The sequence below is a fragment of the Streptomyces sp. NPDC001270 genome, from assembly GCF_042896695.1.
Taxonomy (GTDB): Bacteria; Actinomycetota; Actinomycetes; order Streptomycetales; family Streptomycetaceae; genus Streptomyces.
Window position 1 is genome coordinate 32,745 of record NZ_JBIAXM010000034.1, and the last position, 18,884, is coordinate 51,628.

Below are 18,884 nucleotides of genomic sequence, written 5' to 3' on the forward strand. Positions count from 1 at the left end.
TGAGGGGCGCCGCGTAGTGCCAGTTGTTCATCCAGCCGATTGCGAACCGGCTGGATGGCGTCGCGTGCCTCCCAGGACCAGACCCGCATCAGGCCATCGCTCGTGGGGCGGGCCGTCGATCGTTGCGTCGCCGCGGGGGTCGCCATGGGCCTGTACGACGGGCTGCGCGAGCACCGGGCTCGACGTGCTGCGTGCGCCCAGCGCCACGGGGCGGTCAGCGGTTCCGCCCGCCCAGGTGCCGGTGCAGGAATCGGTCGGCGGCTCGGTACATGTCGATCTGGTTGTCCGGGTTCAGGAATCCGTGCCCTTCGTCATCCTTGACCATGTACTCGACATCGACCCCACGGTCCCGCAGCGCGGCGACGATGGTGTCCGACTCGGCCTGCACGACGCGGGGGTCGTTGGCGCCCTGCACCACCATCAACGGTGCCTTGATCTGGTCCACCCGGCTGATCGGTGAGCGGGCCAGCATGTCGGCCTCCTGCTCGGGATCGGCGGGGTCGCCGACGTAGCGGTACCAGTTGGCGACCAGCCCGGGCTGGAGGAACGGGGGCATCGAGCGCATGACGTTCGCCAGGTTCGAGACGCCGACGTAGTCGATGGCGGCGGCGAAGCGGTCCGGGGTGAACGCGACGCCGACGAGCGCGGCATAACCGCCGTAGGAACCGCCGAAGATCCCGATCCGGTCGGGGTCGGCACAGCCCTGGGCGACCGCCCAGTCGACGGCGTCCAGCAGGTCGTCCTGCATCGCGCCGGCGAACTCCCCGATCGCGGCCTGCATGTGGGCCTTGCCGTAGCCGGTGGAGCCGCGGAAGTTGACCTGGAGCACCGCATAGCCGCGGTTGGCCAGCAGTTGTGCCTCGGGGTCGAATCCCCAGCTGTTCCGGAACCACGGGCCACCGTGGACCAGCAGCACCATCGGCAGCGCGGACGGCTCGATCCCCACCGGCAGCGTCAGGTACGACGGCAGGGCCAGCCCGTCCCGCGCGGTGATCGTCACCGGCTTCATCGGGGCCATCGCGTCCGGGTCGAGGCGCGGACGGGAGCGGAACAGCAGCCGGCTCTCGCCGGTGGTGTGGTCGTAGAAGTAAGTGACCTCGGGGTTGCGGTCGTCGACGAAGCTCGCGACCCACCGCTGCCCGCTGTCGTCGGACGACAACTCGTCGACGTCCCCATCGGACAGTGCCCGCAGGTTCTGGAGTACCGCGGCGAATTCCGGGTCCACCGGGCGGATCTCTTGTCGTTCTCCGAGGTAGCGCACGCCGAGCAGCGCGCCGGTACGCCGGTTGCGGATCAGCGGCGACGACAGAGCGGCGACGGCGCGGCGGGCCCCGTCGATGTCCAGGGTCGGATGGCTGTCGACCTCGGTCTCCACTCCGGTGGTCAGGTCGACCCGGACCAGGCGAGTGAGGTCGGTGCCCTGCATGGATCCGATCCAGACACCCCCTCCGTCGGCGGCCATCTCGAACGGGTGGATACCCATCGGGTAGTCGGCGCCGTCGAAGGTGGCGATCAGTTCGAGTTCGCCCGCCACCGCGTTCCAGCGCGACAGCGCGATGTCGCCCTCCGCGGTGAGGGTGCGGGCGAACAGCTCGCCGGCGGCACCCCACATCCAGTCGTACACATAGCCGGGGTTCTCGGCGAGAACGGTGAGTTCACCGGTCGCGATATCGATCTCCGCCAGGTCGAACTCTTCGAGCTTCCTGGCGTTGAGCTGCACGATCGCCTTGCCCGGACGTTCGATGGGCAGCTGCACGTCCAGGACCTTCACCCCGGGGAAGGGCGTGAGGTCGACCACGGGGGCGTCCGGATCGTCGAGATCGACCCGGTGGACGTGCCAATTCTCGTCACCGCCGGTGTCCTGGGTGTAGAGCAGCCAGCGTGGGTCGTCGGTCCAGTAGTACGTGCTCACACTGCGGACTTCGTCAGAGGTCACGCACCGTGCGTCGGTGTCGCCGTCGACGCCGCTCACCCACACGTTGAGCCGGTTCTTCCACGGCGCGAGGTAGGCGATCCGGGTTCCGTCCGGCGATATTGTGGCCGTGGTGTGCTCGGGCGAGCCGAAAAGCGCCTCGACCGTGATCAGCTCTGGCAGTGCCATCGTGCTTCCTTACTCGCAGCCGGGTGGGGCCGCGTCTGGTCTGGGGGCCGGCTGACGCGCCGCGGGGGCGGGGTCAGTGCCGTGCCCGGATCGGTGGCGGGGCGCCAAGCCGCACCGAGGTGTCCGGGCCCGCCCCTGAACCACTCCGTACCGCATGGGGTGTGAACACGGCCGAGATCCGGAGCCCGGTGTCTCTCAGCGCCTGCACCTGACGCGTTCCGTGCGGTGGCGGTGCCGCACGGCGCGAGTGGTGATGCCGACGATGCCGACGAGCGCTCCGATTCGCATGGGCCCAGTAGAAACGTTGTCGTTACGACAAGGTCAAGCTGCACCTTTGCCACCCCGACGGTGCACTGCGCGGCGGCAACGAATCCGCGCCGGACAGTGAGCCTCCGCCAACTTGACATCGCACAGGTGGGCCCGTGGGACGGGCAGCAACCGAGTCCCACGGGCCATCAGTCCTGCTTCCCGCCAGGGGGACTCAGATCATCGCGGCGCGGACGGCAGCGGAGTCGACGATCTGTTCCATCCGCACGATGAGCCCGCCCCGGACGACGAAGGAGTGCGCGACGCGAGCCTCCATCGTCTTGCCGGTTGCCCTGTTACGGGCGCTGTAGCGGGCCAGCACCACCACGCGCTCACCGTCGGCGTGTGAGGGCTCTTTCAGCCGCCAACTTCGCGGTTGTCAGCCTCTGGTGTGAGATTGCCCCTGTACCGCGCCGGGGCAATCCCAACCGGATCTGCCGTCACGGGTCGTGTCCGCGGGCGGCCGTCAGCCGGACCCGCAGACCGCCGTCGGCCGGGACGGCGTCGGCGTCGGCGTCGGCGTCGGCGTACGGCAGGCTCGGCATCATCCGGCCGAACGCCAGACCCGTTCATTCATTCGGGTTCAGCTGGCTGACGATTCGTTTTGACACTGTCGCTCCGGACCATGATCCGCCTGGATGGCGTCCCCTCGGGCGTCGTGGCCTGCCAGGAAAGGGCGGTTCGCATGACCACAGCAGATGGAGAGCCGATCGCGTCGGTCACCGACGCGACACTCGCCGACATCGCCGCCAACGGCATCTGGCGCGGCGGCGGCCTGGACATCAACCCGTCGGTTCTCGCCGTCGCCAGGGCCCTGCTCGCGGCGGTTCAGGGCACCGCGCCGGCCGGTACGCTCCCCGAGGAACTGCAGGAGCTGGTGGCCCGTGTCCTGCGGCAGGCCGGGATCACCTTCCCGCGCGTTTCTGTGCCGGAGGAGATCAGCCTCTCCGCGTTCGCGATCAAGCAGAATGCCTCGGAGCCGCGCCCCGTGGTGATCGTGCCCGCCGGCTGGAACCCGTACGGCTGGCTGCCGTTCATGGTCGGCTACCTCTCGCTGGCGGCACGCGGCTACCACGTGCTGGCGTACACCCCGAGGGGGATCGGCAAGCCGGACCTGCCGTACACCTCCGAGGGGTTCATCAACGTCGCCGGGTCGGACGACTGGGCGGACGGATCGCGCATGATCGACCACGCGCAGGAGCTGTTCGCGCCGAGCAAGGTCGGGTTCATGGGCCTGTCCTACGGTTCCGGGATCAGCCAGCTGGTCGCCGCGCACGACCGGAAGAACCGAGTCGCCGCGGTGGCCGCTCTGAGCACCTGGGGCAACCTGGCCACCAGCCTCTACGACAACGGCACCCGGCACCTGGAGGCCGTGCAGACGCTGATCGACTTCACCGGCGGAACGGAAGAGGAGAAGTTCGACGAGGAGACGCGGCGGATCCTCCAGGACTTCCGGGACGGCCGGAACCTGGAGAACGTGGTGGCCTGGGGCACCGAACGCTCCCCCGAGACCTACGTCGACATCACCAACACGCGGGACATCCCGACCTTCTACTCGAACACCTGGCACGAGAGCCTGTTCCCGGTCGGTGAGGCGATCGCCGCCTTCGAGCAGATCACCGCGCCCAAGCACCTGAACCTGTGGATCGGCGACCATGGCGCCCCGGAAGGCGCCGGCATCACCGGTCTGGCGACCGGCACGCCCTTCCCCGGCCTGCTGACACCGATGCAGGAGGCATACGCCTGGCTGGACCACTACCTGCTCGAGACGGCCAACGAGGTCCCGGAGTGGCCGGTGGTCAACAGCCAGGTCATGTTCACCTACAAGACCGTCCCGGCCGTCATCGGCCGGCGGATCACCGTCCCGGCCCGGCGCGAACCGCTCCGTTCCTGGGCCGAGGCCACCACCGACAGCGAAGCCTGGTACCTGAGCGGCAACGGCGGCAACGGTGACGGCACCCTGTCCGACAAGCCCTCCACGGGCTGGAGCCGCGCCTTCACCGCCGGGCACGAGACCGCCGCCACCGCCATGGACGAGATCATGACCACCGGGCAGAAGGAGTGGTTCGGCAACCCCAAGAACTACAAGCCGGCCGACTTCGAGCGGACCCGGTTGCTGCTCTGGTCCACCGAGGCGCTGACAGGCGGCCGCCGGATCCGCGGCGCCGCCACGGTCCGGCTCTCGGTCCGATCCGACGAGGCCGACGCCGCGACCCTGGTCGCCTACCTCTTCGACGTCGCCCCGGACAACAGCGCCCGGATCATCACCCACGAACCCTTCACCGCCACCGGCCTGCGCCCGGGTACGGACCGCACCGTCAGGTGGACGCTCCAGCCCACCGCCTACGACCTGCACGACGGCCACCGCCTCGCCCTGGTCGTCAACAGCCACGACAAGCTGTACGCGTTCACCGGCAAGAAGGACAGCACCACCACCATCACCTCCCTGAACGGGGAAGCAGCCGTCCTGGAACTGCCACTCGGCTGAGCGAAGCCCCATCAGACAAGGGCCGTTCCCCCGCAGCGCTTCGCGGAGGTACGGCCCTTCGTCCTGCTTGGGATGTATCGGTACAGCCGTTTCCGGCCGGCCCCGCACTGGCAGGGGTCTGGGCGTCACCGAACCAGGCGGGCTTGTGACCAGGCAGCAGCGGGATATGCACAGCTGCGCATCGGATTCACCTGATCGAGTACATGATCGGTGTTCCAGGAAGGTCGTCGACATCTCCGCGTAATGCTCGAAGAGCGTTTGGAGTCATCCGTAGGACGCCTTCCGCGGCCTTCGGCATGCCCGATCGCGCGTACTGTCCGATCAAGGGAAATGACGCACTGTGCATGTGACTCCGCATGAGCAGGAGCGGCTGCTGATCCATGTGGCTGCCGACGTGGCGCAGCGGCGTCGCGACTCCGGGCTGCTTCTCAACTACCCCGAGGCCATGGCGCTGTTGACGGTGCACGTCTTCGAGCAGGCGCGCGCCGGCAGGACGGTCAGCGACGTCATGGACTCAGGTCGGCATCTGCTCACCCGGGACGAGGTGATGGACGGCGTCCCGGAGATGATCAAGAACGTTCAGGTGGAGGCCACCTTCCCGGACGGCACCAAACTGGTCACCATTCACGACCCCGTTCCGGAGGCCGCAGCAGAGGGACCCGGGGTCCACCCGGGCAAGGTGGAGCACCCTCAGCCGCCCCGCAAGCCGAGCTGTCCGGTCGGCTGCGGTGACACCGGCAACTCGTCCGCGGGCTGCGACAAGGACGACGAGACTGCCTGCCGGTACGACGCGATCTACTTCAACGAGCATCTCGACGGGGACACACAGGGCGTCAGCCGAAGTTCTTCGGGGTCAAACCGCACATGCTCCTCAAGGGCGGTCAACTCGCCTACGCGCAGGTCGGCGACGCCAACGCGTCGATCACCACGCCGCAGCCCTATCTGCCACGCCCGGTCTGGGGCTCCACCGGCCGCTCCCCAGGACGCAACTCGGTGAACTTCGTGGCTCCGGGCGTGGCCGGCGACCTGAACGGAGACGGCACCAGCAGTAACCCGGGACTCGGCCTCGACAAGGACTTCGTGGACATCACCAGCCCCCGGCACGTCACGAAGGCCGACATGAAACTGAACCACACAGTGCCCGACAGCCTCGAAGTCGACCACAACAGCTTCGAGGTCACCCTCGGCGGGGCGACCACGAGCGACGCCCGCACCGAACTCAACGGGGCGACCGTGCCGCGCTCCTACGTCAACGAAGTACCCCTGGCGCAGCGGTACTTCCTCTTCTGAACCACCACCTGCCCCGCGCTACGCGCCGTCGCCCGTCGGCTCGGCCGGCAGATGATGCGCGCGGCCCGTGCCACCTTCCCGTCCCAAGACCTGGAACTGCTGGCCACCGAACGTCCCGGGGGCGCCCACCAGCCGCTCGTGCTGGGCCTCGCCGCCCGAGCCGCCGGGCTCACCCCACTGGACGCCGCCTACGCCGTCGCGTACGAGATCACCGGCGGCCCGGCCACCGCGGCAGTGCGCCTGCTCAGCCTCGACCCGCTCGACGTCTCAGGGCTGCTGGCCCGCCTCAGCTCCGATACCGACGCCGTCGCCACGGCTGCCGCCCAGGCCGCGGACCGTGTCATGGCCGAAGGCATCGACGCCCTGCCGTCGGCGTCCTCGCCGCTACTGGACATCACCGGTGCACAACATGCCGCCTGGACCGTCCGGCTCTTCGCCTCCTGAAACCTTCTCCCCCCCTTCTGGAGTACCTCGTGCACCTTGACCATCCCATGACCGTGCCGCAGCACCACACCCACAGCGCCGAGCCGATCCGCTCCGACGGCAGCCGCCGAGCCCTCCGTGTCGGGCTGGGCGGCCCCGTCGGCTCCGGCAAGACAGCCAGCGCCGCCGCACTCTGCCGCACCCTGCGTGACCGTTGGTCCATCGCCGTCGTCACCAACGACATCTACACCCGCGAGGACGCCGAGTACCTGCGGCGGGAGGCCGTGCTGCCGCCCGAGCGGATCACCGCGGTGGAGACCGGCGCGTGCCCGCACACCGCGATCCGCGACGACATCTCCGCCAACCTGGAGGCCGTCGAACACCTCGAAGAGACCCTCCACCCCCTCGACCTCGTACTCGTCGAGTCCGGTGGTGACAACCTCACCGCCACCTTCTCCAAGGGCCTCGTCGACGTGCAGGTCTTCGTCATCGACGTCGCCAGCGGCGACGACATTCCCCGCAAGGGCGGCCCCGGCATCACCACCGCCGACCTCCTCGTCGTCAACAAGACCGACCTCGCCCCGCACGTCGGCGCCAACCTCGCCACCATGGCCGCCGACGCCAAACGGCAACGCGGCGACCTGCCCGTCATCTTCACGAGTCTCACCTCGGACGACGACATCCGCGAGGTCGCCGACTGGGTCACCGGCCACCTCACCCGGTGGCGCACGCAGGCAGCCGCATGAGCACCGGCACCCAACTCGCCCGGCCCGACTGGTTCACCGCCGGGTCACCGGTCGGCGGTGAGGCGGTCGCCGTCGTCCTCCACACCCTCGTCCTCCGCACCCGCGTCCTTCGCGAGCGGACGGGACGCGTAGGTGATGCGGATGACACCGTCGGCGTGCCGTTCGGTGCTCGCGCGGACACCGAAGACCTCGGCGAGGAGGTGCGGGGTGAGCACCTCCAGGACCGGTCCCGCCGCGGCCACGGCTCCCTCGCGCAGCACGACCAGGTGGTCGCAGAGACGGGCCGCGAGGTCGAGGTCGTGGAGGACGGCGAGCGTGGTGACGCCGGTGGCGCGGATCAGGTCCAGGAGCTCGAACCGGGCCCGGATGTCCAGGTGATTGGTGAGTTCGTCCAGCACGAGGAGTCTGGGGTTCTGGGCCAGCGCTCGGGCCAGCAGGACGCGTTGGCGTTCGCCGCCGGAGAGGGAGGTGTAATCGCGGTCCGCGAAGGGCCGTACGCCGCAGCGGTCGATGGCGTCGGACACGGCCTCGTGGTCCTCGGCGCCGTCACGGCCGAGCAGGCCGTGGTGCGGGGTGCGGCCGAGGGCCACGATCTCGGTGACGGTCAGGCCGGTGGTGTTGCCGCCGGCGTCCTGAAGGACGGCCGCGGTCCGGCGGGCCGCCGATCGGGGGGACAGTTCCCACACGTTGTCGTCACCGACCCGGATCACCCCGTCCGCCGGACGCAGGGAACGGTAGACGGTGCGCAGCAGGGTGGACTTGCCGCTGCCGTTGGGGCCGACGAGGCCGACGATGTCGCCCTTGCGGGCCTCAAGGCTCACGTCGCGCAGGATCGGGGTGCGGTCCAGAACGACGTGGAGCCGGTCGACTTTGAGTTTCATGCTTCAGTCCAGGCCCTTGTTGCGGCGCAGCAGCCACAGGAAGAAGGGAGCGCCGAGGAGGGCGGTGAGGATGCCCAGGGGCAGTTCGTTGGGGCGGTCGAGGGTGCGGGAGAGCAGGTCGACGAGGACCAGGTAGAGGGCGCCCAGCAGGGCCGTCAGAGGCAGCAGCCGGCGGTGGTCGGCGCCGTTGGTCAGCCGCACCAGGTGCGGGATCATCAGGCCGACGAAGCCGATGCTGCCGGCGACCGCGATGACGGTGCCGGTCAGCAGCGCGCTGAGGACCAGCAGGACGGCGCGCAGCCGGTTGACGTCGGCGCCGAGCGCGGTGGCGGACTCGTCACCGGCCAGCAGGACGTTGAGGCGCCGGCCGAACAGGGTGAGCAGCGTGGTGGTGGCGAGGACGACCACGGTGACCGTGGGAATCTGGTCCCAGTCGGCTCCTGCGACGCTGCCCAGCATCCAGAACATGACGGTGCGCAACTCGTTCGGCGTCGCCTGGAGCTGGATGTAGCTGGTCGCCGAGAGGAAGATGTAGCCGATGGCGACGCCTGCCAGCACCAGCCGTACCGGGGCCAGCCGTCCCCGCCGCTGACCGAGTGCGAAGACCAGCGCGCCCGCGGCGACCGCGCCGAGGAAGGCCGCGGCGGACACCCCGAGGCCGGCGAGCGCGGCGCCGCCGCCCAGCGTGATGACGAGGACCGCGCCGAGTGTGGCGCCGTAGGAGAAGCCCAGCACGGTGGGGTCGGCCAGTGGGTTGGACACCACGGTCTGCAGGACGGCGCCGGTCACGGCCAGGCCCGCGCCGACCAGGGCGGCCAGGACCACCCGCGGGGTGCGGAAGTTCCAGACGATCTGGTCGAGCGCGGGGTCGGAGGGCGCCGTTCCCGCTCCGGTGACATGGTGGAGGACCACTTCCCACACGTCACCGACCGGGATGTCGACGGAGCCGATGCCGATCGCCACGATCATGGCGACGATCAGCGCAACGCTGAGGAGCGTGCATGCCAGCGGGAACCTGATCCGGCTCAGAACGCGTCGGGGTGCAGCATCTTCGCGACCTTCTCCACGGCCAGGTCGTTGCTGGGGCCGAGGTACATCGAGTCGGACACCGTCACGTACGCGTTGTTCTTGGCGGCCGGCCACTGGGGGAACTCCTTGAGTAGTTTCCTGGCGTAGGCCGCCGGGTTCGGGTCGTTGTAGGAGATGACGACGAGGGCGTCGACGTCGGTGGCGGCCACCTTCTCCTTGCTCAGGTCGGCGAAGGTGGTCTTGGCCGTGTTCTCGAAGGCGTTGGTGCCGCCGGCCTTGGCGAGGATGTCGTTGACGATGCCCTGGGCGAGGACCGAGCTGAAGTCGTTGCTGCCCATGGACATGTTGGAGAAGACCACCATGACCTTCGGCTTCTTCTCCCCCTCGACCTTCTTGGAGACCGCCGCGATGTTCTTCTCGGAGGCGGCGATCAGCTTCTCGGCCCTGTCACTGACGTCGAAGATCTTTCCCATGTCGCGCAGCAGCCGGTAGCTGTCGGCGATGGTCATCCTGGCAGGGTCGTCGTCGCAGCCCTGCGGGGAGACGTAGGTGCGGGCGCCGACCTCCTTGAGCTGGTCGCGGGTGGCGAAGCCGTTCTTCTGGTCGAAGCCGTACGTGGTGACGGACAGGACGAGATCGGGGCGCAGGCCGAACATCGCCTCGCGCGGGATGTCGTAAGCCTCGTTGAGTTTGACACCGCCGGTGGGCAGCTTCTTGATGGCCGCGGCGCGGCCCGGGACCTCGGACATGCCGTAGCTCTGCTCGTTGGCGACGATCTTGTCGCCCAGGCCGAGGGCAAGCAGCGTGGAGACCTCGGCGACGGACGCGCCGTTCATGACGACGACCCGGCTGGGGGCCTTCTCGAAGGTCTGCTTCTGGCCACAGTTGTCCAGGGTCACCGGGTAGTCGCCCCCGGCGGCTGTGTCCCCGGTGGATCTCGTGCTCGCCCTGTCGTCCGACGAGGAGCCGCCGCAGGCAGCCGTGAGCAGACAGAGGGCTGCGGCCAGGGCGGCTGTAGCGGTCGGCCGATTCATCGGCATGCGGGCTCCTTGCGTGCGGGGTGTGCTGACGAATTGAAGGCTCTGATGCAAGTAGTCGGGCCGAAGACGTGGTGAGTTCCCGGAAGGTGCCGCCTATTTCGCGGGCAGCCGGAGGTGGGGCCCGGACCGACGGGTGGGGCGGGCAGCACGCCGACAGACGTCCGCGAGCCGTACACGGGGCAGGGTGGCGCGGTTGAAGACCGGCCCCGCGGCCGTCGCGTCCTCCCGGCCTCCTGGGTGCCCGGCCGCCCGCGTGCCCGGATGCCCCGCGGCGGCCGGATGCCCGCTGCGGCTGTGGAGCGGAAGGAGCCGCAGGTGGACGCGTAGTACCGGGGTACCACGCGCCCGGCGTAGGTCAGGCTCCCGGTACCACGGGATCGGGGTGATCCGGTGCCTAGCGTTGCTGTGGGGCGTCGGAGACGAGTGGCGCCCGAGGCCGACAGAAAGACACACGCATGATCGACGCACGGCAGTTGACCAAGAGGTACGGCGAGAAGACGGCCGTCGACAGCCTGGACTTCGTCGTCAAGCCGGGCACCGTGACCGGCTTTCTCGGACCCAACGGCGCGGGAAAGTCCACGACCATGCGCATGATCGTCGGGCTTGACGCCCCGACGAGCGGCGCCGTCACCGTGAACGGCCGCCACTACGCCCGCCACCAGGCGCCCCTCCAGGAGGTCGGCGCTCTCCTGGAGGCGAAGTCGATCCACCCGGGCCGCTCGGCGTACAACCACCTCAGGGCCCTCGCGCTGACCCACGGCATTCCGCGCCGCCGGGTCGAGGAGGTCATCGAGCTGGCCGGGCTGGGGAGCGTGGCGAGGAAGCGGGCCGGCGCCTTCTCCCTCGGAATGGGGCAGCGGCTGGGCATCGCGGCGGCGCTGCTGGGTGATCCGCAGACGGTGATGCTGGACGAGCCGGTCAATGGTCTGGACCCGGAGGGCGTGCTCTGGATCCGCAACCTGCTCAAGGCGCTCGCCGACGAGGGCCGGACGGTGTTCGTCTCCTCACACCTGATGAGCGAGATGGCCCTGGTGGCAGACCACCTGATCATCGTGGGCCGTGGGCGGCTGCTGGCCGACACCACCGTGGGCGACCTGATCCGCGAGGCGGGCGGGGACACGGTGACGGTGGTCACGCAGGATCCGGCGCGGCTGCGGGACGTACTGGCCGGGCCGGGTGTCGACGTCACCGGCCGGATCGGCTCCGAGGAGTTGCAGGTGACCGGGCTCACCGCACGCGAGATCGGGTTGCAGGCGGCCGAGCACGGCATCGCGCTGTTCGAGCTGACGTCGCGGACCGTGTCGCTGGAGGAGGCGTTCATGGACCTGACCAGGGATGCCGTGGAGTACCACGGCTCCACGACCGGGATCGAGACCCTCGGGAGGCCGGCATGAGCACCCTCACCGCAACCGCCGAGGAACCCCGGACCGCCCCCGCCCGTCCCGGCTACCGGGTGACCGGGCGGCGGGTGCTGTCCTCGGAGTGGGCCAAGCTGTGGTCCCTGCGCTCGACCTGGATCACCCTGGGCCTCGGGCTGCTCTTTCTGGTGGCCTTCGGACTGATTGCCGCGAGCCGCTACAAGTCGGGGATCGACTCCGGACACCTGGACCGTGACTTCGCCACGTCCACGGCCGTCAGCCTGTCCCTCTTCGGCACGAACTTCGCCCAACTGGCTCTGGGTGTGCTCGGTGTCCTGGTCATGGCGGGGGAATACTCGACCGGCATGATCCGCTCGACACTCGCCGCGGTGCCCCGCAGGCTGCCCGTGCTGTGGTCCAAGGCGGCTGTGTTCGGGCTGGTCGCGCTGGCGGTGGGAACGCTGGGCGCGTTCGTCGCCTTCCTGTTCGGCAGCGGGATCGTCTCCGGCACGCCCGCGGCCATGGGCCTCTCCCACCCGGGCGTCCTGCGCGGTCTGCTGGGCGCCGGGCTCTACCTCGGCCTGGTCGGGGTGATCGGCGTCGCCCTGGGCGCGCTGCTGCGGTCGGTGGCCGGCGGGATCTCGGTACTGGTGGCGGCCCTGATGCTGATCCCGGGCCTGATCTCCCTGCTGCCCAGCTCCTGGCAGGACAACATCAGCCCCTACTTGCCATCCAATGCGGGCGGGGCGATATTCGCCCTGACCCACGACTCCACGACCCTGTCGCCGGGCGCCGGACTGCTGGTCTTCCTCTGCTGGACGGCGCTGGCGCTGGCCGGCGCGGCGTACCGGCTCGTGCGCAGCGACGTCTGATACCCGCACCATGGCAGTGTGGCGTTCGTGACCATAGATGACATCAGCGGGACGGTACCGCTGGTCGCCCGGCTCTCCCGGGGCGGCCAGCGGTTGCGGCAGGCCGACCGGAGGCATCCGTGGGTACTGGACGCCGCCGTCGTGGTCCTGGTCTTCCTGATGTTCTGCCTGCCCGACCTGTTCCACCACGGTGCTGGCGACGGTGACGGCCCGCTCCGCTTCCGGTTCGCCTTCACCCAGCTGTCCGTAGCGGGAATGCTGGCGGTACAGGCCGGCCTCGTGCTGCCCCTGCTGTGGCGGCGGCGCAGGCCCGAGGCGGCCTTCGGCGTCGTGGCCGCGGTGTTCGTCGTCCAGTGGGCCTTGGGCGCGGCGCTGCGTGCGGACGTCGCGCTCTTCGTCACCCTGTACAGCCTGACCCTGCACGGACGGTTGCGGAAGCTGCCGTGGGCATGTGGGGTCATGGCGGGCGCCATGGCGCTGGTGGCGGTGCGCGTCTCCCCGGTCGTGTCGGTCTGGGACGCGCTGTTCTTCCTGCTGAGCACGGCCACGGCGGCCCTCGCGCTCGGCCTGATGGTACGGATCCGCCGGGCCCAGCTCGCCGGGCTGCGGGAGCGGACCGCCCAGTTGGAGGTCGAGCGCGACCAGCGCAGCCGACTGGCCGCAGCCACCGAACGCACCCGGGTCGCCCGCGAGATGCACGACATCGTCGGCCACAACCTCTCCGTGATCATCACGCTCGCCGACGCCGGCGCCTACGCCACCGACATCGCCCCCGAACGGGGCAAGGAGGCCCTGCGGCTCATCGGCGACACGGGTCGACAGGCCCTGGGCGAGCTGCGGCGCGTGCTCGGCGTGCTGCGGGAGACGGCGGACGGCTCCGCGGGCGGGCCCGAACTCAGCCCACAGCCCGGCATCGCGGACCTCGACGCGCTGTGCGCGAACGTGCAGGCCGCCGGACTGGACGTCGTCTACCGCACCTCCGGCGACGTGGACGCCCTGGACGGCGGGGTACAACTGACCGTGTACCGCATCGTCCAGGAAGCGCTCACCAACACACTGAAGCACGCCGGCACGGACACCGACACCCGGGTCCACCTGGCGATCCTCGTCGAGGACGGCCGGCTGACCATCCGGGTCCAGGACACGGGCCGGGCCGCACCGGCGGGAGTGCCGAACGAGGAAGGACACGGACTGGTGGGCATGAGGGAACGAGCGGCTCTGTACGGCGGCACGGTCAGCGCGGGTCCGGCGCGCGGCGGAGGTTGGAGCGTCGAGGCCGTCCTCGACCTCGCGCCCCGGGGCGGTGCCGGATGACCACCGTGCTCATCGCGGACGACCAGCCGTTGCAGCGCTACGGCTTCCGCATGCTGCTGGACTCCGTCCCGGAGACCGAGGTCGTGGGCGAGGCCGCGCACGGCGCCGAGGCCGTCCGCAAGGCCGCCGAACTACGCCCGGACGTCGTCCTGATGGACGTCCGCATGCCCGGCATGGACGGCATCGAGGCCACCCGCCGCATCGTCGCCGCGGGCGAGCGTTCGCGTGTCCTCGTGCTCACCACCTTCGACCTCGACGAGTACGTCCACGCCGCTCTCCGCGCCGGCGCCAGCGGCTTCCTCCTCAAGGACGTACGCGCCGAGGAACTTCTCGCGGGCATCCGGGCCGTCGCCGCCGGGGACGCCGTCATCGCTCCGGCTCCCACCCGCCGCATCCTGGAAGAGTTCACCCGGTACGTCCCCGCCCACCGCGGAGACCGTGCCGAGGACCCGAGACTCGGCTCCCTCACCGACCGGGAGCGCGAGATCCTCGTCGCCGTCGGCAAGGGCTGGAGCAACGGTGAGATCGCCGCCCGATTCGTCGTGTCCGAGTCCACCGTCAAGACCCACGTCGGCCGCGTCCTGGCCAAGATCGGCGCCCGTGACCGCGTCCAGGCCGTGATCTTCGCCTACGACCACGGTCTTGCCCGCCCCAACGCGGACTGAGCCGACGCGCGGCTGTCGCGGTGTGCTCCGGCTGCCCGGCCACCGCAAGCGGTGGCCTACTCCACCACCGGCCCGGACCAGAACCCGGGATCCTGGTCCGCGATGCGGCGGGCGAGTTCGATGCGGGAGCGGATGCCGAGCTTCCGGTAGATGCGCCGGAGGTAGTAGTTCACGGTGTGCGGGGACAGGTGGACGCGCTGGGCGACCTGGCGGTTGGTCAGGCCCGTTGCGACGAGGGCGGCGATGGTGCGTTCGATGTCCCTGAGCGGGTCCGTGGCCGGCTCGGGGGTGGGCTGCCCGTGATGGGGTACGGCGTCGACGAGAGCCATCCAGCCCACGTGGTCCCGGGTCGGCCATGTGCGGTGCCGGGATGCGGGTGTCCGGGGTGCGGCCCGAGAGGTCACCTGCCGTTCGTTCAGCAGTGCCTTCAGGTCCTCGGCCGCGCAGGCCCGCGCCCATGCGTCCCGGTGTTCCGCCGCGGCCCGTGCGATTCCGTCCGGGTCGCATTCGTAGAGGCTGCGGGCGTGCTGGGCGGCCAGTTGGACAGCGGGGACGTCCGGGTTGTCGGCGGCCAGCCGCTCCACGGCCCTGAGGGCCGTATCGGCGAGCGGGGTGTCGGTGATACGACGGGAGAGGCGTACGAACCAGGCCGCCGCGCCCGGCTCGGCCAGCAGCAGCGATTGCAGCGACGGCAGGGGAACGGGAGAGGAAGCGAGCAGGGCGGCGGCCTCGGGGATGTCGTTCCGGGCGACGTGCAGCACCACGCCGAGCCAGTGGTGGCAGGGAGCCGGATACGGAACCGTCCGGAGCGTGCCCCCGTGCTCCCGGCAGCGGGCCAGGTGCCCGGCCGCCGCGTCGAGGTCGCCCGCGAGTATTTCCGTACGGCACAGGGTGGCGGCCGCCCAGGCCGCGAGCACGGGCAGTGCGGCGCCCGTCGCGGCCGAGAGCACGCTCCGCGCCTGCTGCCGGGCGGCGTCGGTGTCTCCCGCCCGCAGGTGTGCCGTCGCGTGGACGAGGGTCGCGGCGGACCGCAGGACGGTGTCACCCTCGGCCGGCTGGTCCGGCAGGGCCTGCCGGAGGAGATCCGCCGCCTCCTGGAGGTCGCCCAGCGCGACGAGTTTGGCCGCCAGGGCCAGCCGTGGGTGTGCGCGGTCGGCCGGTGTGTCGGGGGTCTCGGGGTGGTCGACGGCCCTGCGGCCCCAGTGGAGGGCCTGTGCCGTTCGGCCTTCGGCCCACTCCAGGCCGGACAGGGCCACCGCGGCTGTCCGCGCGGACTCGGCGCCGGTCCGCGCCAGCTGGTCGATCACGGTGTCGGCCCAGGCGTCCGTGAGCGGGACCGGGTCGGCCGGTGGGAGGGGCCCGGTTTTCCCGTCGGCCGCGAACACGGAACCCGAGAACACGGCGTCCGCGTGTCCGCCGGCCAGGAGGATGTCGGTCAGCAGGCGCCGGAGCATCAGCTCCTCGCGGGCCGGGCGCGGCCGGTCGAGGGCGCCGCGGACGAGGAGGACGGCCGACTCGACATGGCCGGTCCGCAGCAGCGTGCGGACCGCTCCGGTCGTGCTCACTCCACTCGGCGTCCCGGTGTACGGCTCTTGCGTCCTCGCCCGGCGTCCCGGTGCGACGGGATCATGAGCGGGAGTCGCGGGCCCGCGCGCGTGCTGCCGCGCCTCGCGGTGCAGGGCGGCACGTACCCCCTGGGGAATCGACTCGTACACGGCGCGCCAGATCAGCGGATGCTGAAAGCTCACCTCGTCGTCGGCGAGGGTCAGCAGCCCGGTGGCCATGGTTTCGTCGAGGGCCGTCAACAGCACGGCGGTGCTGGTGCTCAGCATGGCCGCGGCCTGTGACAGCGGGAAGGTGCGGCCCAGGATCGTGCCCACGCGCAGCAGCTGGACCGACTCCTTGGACAGCTGCCGCAGATGGTCGTCGGTCAAGACCCGTACCCGCAACGGGAGTTGTCGTGGCGTGAGACGGATCAGGTCTCCGGCGGGCCCGATGCGTCCCTCCTCGGCCAGGCCCTCGACCAGCTCCACGATCAGCCGGGGGTTGCCGTTGGCGCAGTTCACCACGTCCAGCAGCCCGGCCTTCGGCGGTACGCCGATCAGATCACGGACCAGGTCGCGCACCGCCACGCTCGTCAGCGGCGCCAGCTCCAGCCGGTCCACCGGAGCGCCGGGGGCCGCCCGGACCGGCTGTCCGAACGGTGTGCCCGGCGCCTTGGCAGCGCGGGCGAGCAGCAGTGCCGGTGCCGGGGCAGAGACCTGGCGGGCCGTGTGGATGAGATGGTGGATCTCCGCGGCGGTCACCGCCTCCACATCGTCCAGGACCAGCAGCGCGCGGTCGCCGGGGGGGCGCGAACCCCGCGCCGGGCCCGTCGATACCAGGGCCCTGAGATGCGCCGCGGAGTGGTGATGGACTGTCAGGCCGCGCTGCCGGGCGTGCTGTGCCGCTTCGCGCAACAGCCTGGTCTTGCCGATGCCGGTCTGGCCACTGACGATCAGGGTGCCGGGCGGGCCGTGCCCGGCCCGGCCGAGGAAGCCCGCGAGGTGCCGTTGTTCGTCCTCACGTCCGTGCAGTCTGACCTCGGGCATGCTTCCCTCGTTGTGACGTTCATGACCCATGAGCCGTCGGCCCGGGGTTCGGCCAGGCCGTTGAACCAGGAATCAACATTCCTCATACAGCGGCCCGGCACGGTGATGCCCGTCACATCCCTGCCAGATTGTCTTGAAGCGCTACGGTGGCCAGTCCTGGAGGCATGGCCTCGCCGTCAGCTCACCCATGTGGCCGGCACCTCCGTCAGGAGTCCGCCGGCCCGGCTCAGGCCGTCCTCCGTGCGTACCGATTCGGGATGGAGCTGCAAAGAGGCGGAGCCCTGACCGCGCAGACCGTGGATCCCGCCCGCGTCGCTGTCCCGGCGGAACTCCACGGTGGCCGGCCGGGAGTGGCCGAACGTGCCGTGGCCGCCGCGGGCGGCGAAGGCGTCGTGGAAGCCGACGCGTTCCTTGCGCCCGAACAAGTCGCTCGCCCGCTGGACGCCGTCGCAGCGGGGCGTCAGCCGGTCGTCGCGGTCCCCGGTGACACGGCGTCCGCGCCGGAACGGTCCTCACAGCCGCGTGGGCCGCCGTCCCCGAGCGCCGCCCGCGCCACGGCGGCGGCGACCGCGGGCATCACCCTCGGATCCAGCGAATGCGGTACGACCCGGTCCGGGGCCAGGTCGGCGGCGGCCACCTCGGCGATCGCCTCGGCGGCGGCGAGCTTCATCCCCTCGGTGATCCGCGTGGCGCCCGCGTCGAGCGCGCCTCGGTAGATACCCGGCGAGGCCAGGGTGTTGATGACCTGGTTGGGGAAGTCGCTGCCTCCGGTGCCCACCACCGCGGCGTACCGTGCGGCGGTCTCCGGATGGATCTCCGGTACCGGATTGGAGAGCGCGAAGACGATCGCGTCGGGCGCCATGGAGGCGATCAGTTCCTCCGGCACCGTAGCGCTGGACACCCCGACGAAGACGTCGGCGCCCGGCAGCGCCTGGGCGAGACCGCCGTGCAGCGCGCGCGGATTGGTGACCGCGGCCAGCGCAGCCTTCGCCGGGTTCATTCCGGCGCGGCCCGGGACGAGAATGCCACGCGAGTCGAGCACGACGACGTCGGTGAGGCCCGCCGCGAGCAGAATGCGGGCGCAGGCGACACCGGCCGCGCCGGCGCCGTGGACGACGACGCGCTGCTGTGTCATGGGACGGCCGACCACCGCGCACGCGCCGCGCAGCGCCGCCAGCACCGCGATGGCCGTGCCGTGCTGGTCGTCGTGCATGACCGGGCAGTCCAGCGCCCGAACCAGCCGGTCCTCCAGTTCGAAGCACCGTGGCGCGGCGACATCCTCCAGACTCACCGCGCCGAACGACGGCCTCAGCCGCACCAGGGTCTCGACGATCTCGTCCACGTCCGTGGTGCCCAGTACCAGCGGTATCGCGTCCAGTCCGGCGAACTGCTTGAGCAGCGCGGCCTTGCCCTCCATGACGGGCAGGGACGCGGTCGGCCCCACGTCCCCCAGGCCGAGCACCGCGGTGCCGTCGGTGACCACGACGACCAACCGGCCGGCCCAGGTGTAGCGCTGGGCCAGGGCCGGCTCCTTCGCTATCGCCTTGCTGACCATGGCCACGCCCGGGGTGTAGGCGATGGACAGTGCTCGGGAATCATGGAATGCGGTGGTGACCCCGACGCTCAGTTTTCCGCCTTCATGAGCAGCGAACACCTCGGCTTCCGTCGCAGGGCTGTTGACCCCGACAGCGGTCATGGTCGAATCCCTTTCCTAGGCAGTCGCCACGACGTTATCCGAACGCGAGGACCGGCCGCACCACTCGCCCGAGTAGTCCCCCGT

Annotated in this window: 14 protein-coding genes and 3 pseudogenes; 9 read left to right on the forward strand and 8 right to left on the reverse strand. The window is 70.6% G+C overall.

All coding sequences use genetic code 11. The annotated features are described in order from the left end of the window. Nucleotides 1–214: 214 nt before the first annotated feature. On the reverse strand, nt 215–2,101 hold the full coding sequence (locus ACFY2B_RS37595; RefSeq protein WP_390767543.1) for an alpha/beta fold hydrolase: 1,887 nt from the start codon (nt 2,099–2,101) through the stop codon (nt 215–217). Nucleotides 2,102–2,582: 481 nt separating this feature from the next. Further along, nucleotides 2,583–2,747: pseudogene (locus tag ACFY2B_RS37600) on the reverse strand (nuclear transport factor 2 family protein); the annotation flags it as partial. Between the two features lie 345 nt (nt 2,748–3,092). Here ACFY2B_RS37600 and ACFY2B_RS37605 point away from each other — a divergent pair. From ACFY2B_RS37605 to ureG, 5 genes and pseudogenes are all read left to right on the forward strand, one after another. Further along, nucleotides 3,093–4,895: a CocE/NonD family hydrolase C-terminal non-catalytic domain-containing protein gene (locus ACFY2B_RS37605; RefSeq protein WP_390767544.1), complete on the forward strand. Its 1,803-nt coding sequence runs from the start codon at nt 3,093–3,095 to the stop codon at nt 4,893–4,895. 340 nt (nt 4,896–5,235) lie between these two features. Further along, a pseudogene (locus ACFY2B_RS37610) lies at nt 5,236–5,532 on the forward strand (urease subunit gamma); the annotation flags it as partial. A gap of 227 nt (nt 5,533–5,759) precedes the next feature. Next, a complete protein-coding gene (locus ACFY2B_RS37615) occupies nt 5,760–6,185 on the forward strand; it encodes a hypothetical protein (protein ID WP_390767577.1) in 426 nt (141 codons plus the stop codon). A gap of 3 nt (nt 6,186–6,188) precedes the next feature. Then, a pseudogene (locus tag ACFY2B_RS37620) lies at nt 6,189–6,629 on the forward strand (urease accessory protein UreF); the annotation flags it as partial. Nucleotides 6,630–6,658: 29 nt separating this feature from the next. Next, the gene (gene ureG, locus ACFY2B_RS37625; protein ID WP_390767545.1) at nt 6,659–7,354 is read left to right on the forward strand and encodes an urease accessory protein UreG; all 696 of its coding nucleotides are present in this window, start codon (nt 6,659–6,661) and stop codon (nt 7,352–7,354) included. A gap of 44 nt (nt 7,355–7,398) precedes the next feature. On the opposite strand, the gene ACFY2B_RS37630 is transcribed toward ureG, so the two are convergent. From ACFY2B_RS37630 to ACFY2B_RS37640, 3 genes are read right to left on the reverse strand one after another with little or no spacing between them, the layout of a single operon-like run. Beyond that, on the reverse strand, nt 7,399–8,235 hold the full coding sequence (locus ACFY2B_RS37630) for an ABC transporter ATP-binding protein (protein WP_390767546.1): 837 nt from the start codon (nt 8,233–8,235) through the stop codon (nt 7,399–7,401). A gap of 3 nt (nt 8,236–8,238) precedes the next feature. Further along, entirely contained in the window at nt 8,239–9,204 is a 966-nt protein-coding gene (locus tag ACFY2B_RS37635; RefSeq protein WP_390767547.1) for a FecCD family ABC transporter permease, read from the reverse strand. 56 nt (nt 9,205–9,260) lie between these two features. After that, a complete protein-coding gene (locus tag ACFY2B_RS37640; RefSeq protein WP_390767548.1) occupies nt 9,261–10,304 on the reverse strand; it encodes an ABC transporter substrate-binding protein in 1,044 nt (347 codons plus the stop codon). Between the two features lie 455 nt (nt 10,305–10,759). Here ACFY2B_RS37640 and ACFY2B_RS37645 point away from each other — a divergent pair, with 455 nt between their 5' ends. Genes ACFY2B_RS37645 through ACFY2B_RS37660 form a run of 4 tightly spaced genes read left to right on the forward strand, consistent with a single transcriptional unit; the run spans nt 10,760 to nt 14,513 of the window. Beyond that, nucleotides 10,760–11,698, forward strand: coding sequence for an ATP-binding cassette domain-containing protein (locus ACFY2B_RS37645; RefSeq protein WP_390767549.1), 939 nt, complete (start codon nt 10,760–10,762; stop codon nt 11,696–11,698). After that, nucleotides 11,695–12,534: an ABC transporter permease gene (locus ACFY2B_RS37650; RefSeq protein WP_390767550.1), complete on the forward strand. Its 840-nt coding sequence runs from the start codon at nt 11,695–11,697 to the stop codon at nt 12,532–12,534. Before ACFY2B_RS37645 ends, ACFY2B_RS37650 begins: the two co-directional genes overlap by 4 nt. An 18-nt stretch (nt 12,535–12,552) precedes the next feature. Further along, on the forward strand, nt 12,553–13,848 hold the full coding sequence (locus ACFY2B_RS37655) for a sensor histidine kinase (RefSeq protein WP_390767551.1): 1,296 nt from the start codon (nt 12,553–12,555) through the stop codon (nt 13,846–13,848). Continuing rightward, nucleotides 13,845–14,513 (forward strand): response regulator, encoded by a 669-nt coding sequence (locus ACFY2B_RS37660; RefSeq protein ID WP_390767552.1) that lies wholly within the window; start codon nt 13,845–13,847, stop codon nt 14,511–14,513. Before ACFY2B_RS37655 ends, ACFY2B_RS37660 begins: the two co-directional genes overlap by 4 nt. A 56-nt stretch (nt 14,514–14,569) precedes the next feature. Here ACFY2B_RS37660 and ACFY2B_RS37665 read toward each other — a convergent pair whose 3' ends face one another. From ACFY2B_RS37665 to ACFY2B_RS37675, 3 genes are all read right to left on the reverse strand, one after another. After that, nucleotides 14,570–17,104: a LuxR C-terminal-related transcriptional regulator gene (locus tag ACFY2B_RS37665; protein WP_390767553.1), complete on the reverse strand. Its 2,535-nt coding sequence runs from the start codon at nt 17,102–17,104 to the stop codon at nt 14,570–14,572. A gap of 176 nt (nt 17,105–17,280) precedes the next feature. Further along, complete coding sequence (locus ACFY2B_RS37670) at nt 17,281–17,529, reverse strand: hypothetical protein (protein WP_390767554.1); 249 nt, start codon at nt 17,527–17,529, stop codon at nt 17,281–17,283. A 35-nt stretch (nt 17,530–17,564) separates the two neighbouring features. Further along, on the reverse strand, nt 17,565–18,800 hold the full coding sequence (locus ACFY2B_RS37675) for an NADP-dependent malic enzyme (RefSeq protein ID WP_390767555.1): 1,236 nt from the start codon (nt 18,798–18,800) through the stop codon (nt 17,565–17,567). Nucleotides 18,801–18,884 lie beyond the last annotated feature (84 nt).

Bases quoted from the DNA above. Each gene is read 5' to 3' on its own strand.
- ACFY2B_RS37595 (WP_390767543.1), bottom strand. From the start codon at position 2,101: ATGGCACTGCCAGAGCTGATCACGGTCGAGGCGCTTTTCGGCTCGCCC.
- ACFY2B_RS37605 (WP_390767544.1), top strand. From the start codon at position 3,093: ATGACCACAGCAGATGGAGAGCCGATCGCGTCGGTCACCGACGCGACA.
- ACFY2B_RS37615 (WP_390767577.1), top strand. From the start codon at position 5,760: ATGCTCCTCAAGGGCGGTCAACTCGCCTACGCGCAGGTCGGCGACGCC.
- ACFY2B_RS37630 (WP_390767546.1), bottom strand. From the start codon at position 8,235: ATGAAACTCAAAGTCGACCGGCTCCACGTCGTTCTGGACCGCACCCCG.
- ACFY2B_RS37635 (WP_390767547.1), bottom strand. From the start codon at position 9,204: ATGATCGTGGCGATCGGCATCGGCTCCGTCGACATCCCGGTCGGTGAC.
- ACFY2B_RS37640 (WP_390767548.1), bottom strand. From the start codon at position 10,304: ATGCCGATGAATCGGCCGACCGCTACAGCCGCCCTGGCCGCAGCCCTC.
- ACFY2B_RS37645 (WP_390767549.1), top strand. From the start codon at position 10,760: ATGATCGACGCACGGCAGTTGACCAAGAGGTACGGCGAGAAGACGGCC.
- ACFY2B_RS37650 (WP_390767550.1), top strand. From the start codon at position 11,695: ATGAGCACCCTCACCGCAACCGCCGAGGAACCCCGGACCGCCCCCGCC.
- ACFY2B_RS37660 (WP_390767552.1), top strand. From the start codon at position 13,845: ATGACCACCGTGCTCATCGCGGACGACCAGCCGTTGCAGCGCTACGGC.
- ACFY2B_RS37665 (WP_390767553.1), bottom strand. From the start codon at position 17,104: ATGCCCGAGGTCAGACTGCACGGACGTGAGGACGAACAACGGCACCTC.
- ACFY2B_RS37675 (WP_390767555.1), bottom strand. From the start codon at position 18,800: ATGACCGCTGTCGGGGTCAACAGCCCTGCGACGGAAGCCGAGGTGTTC.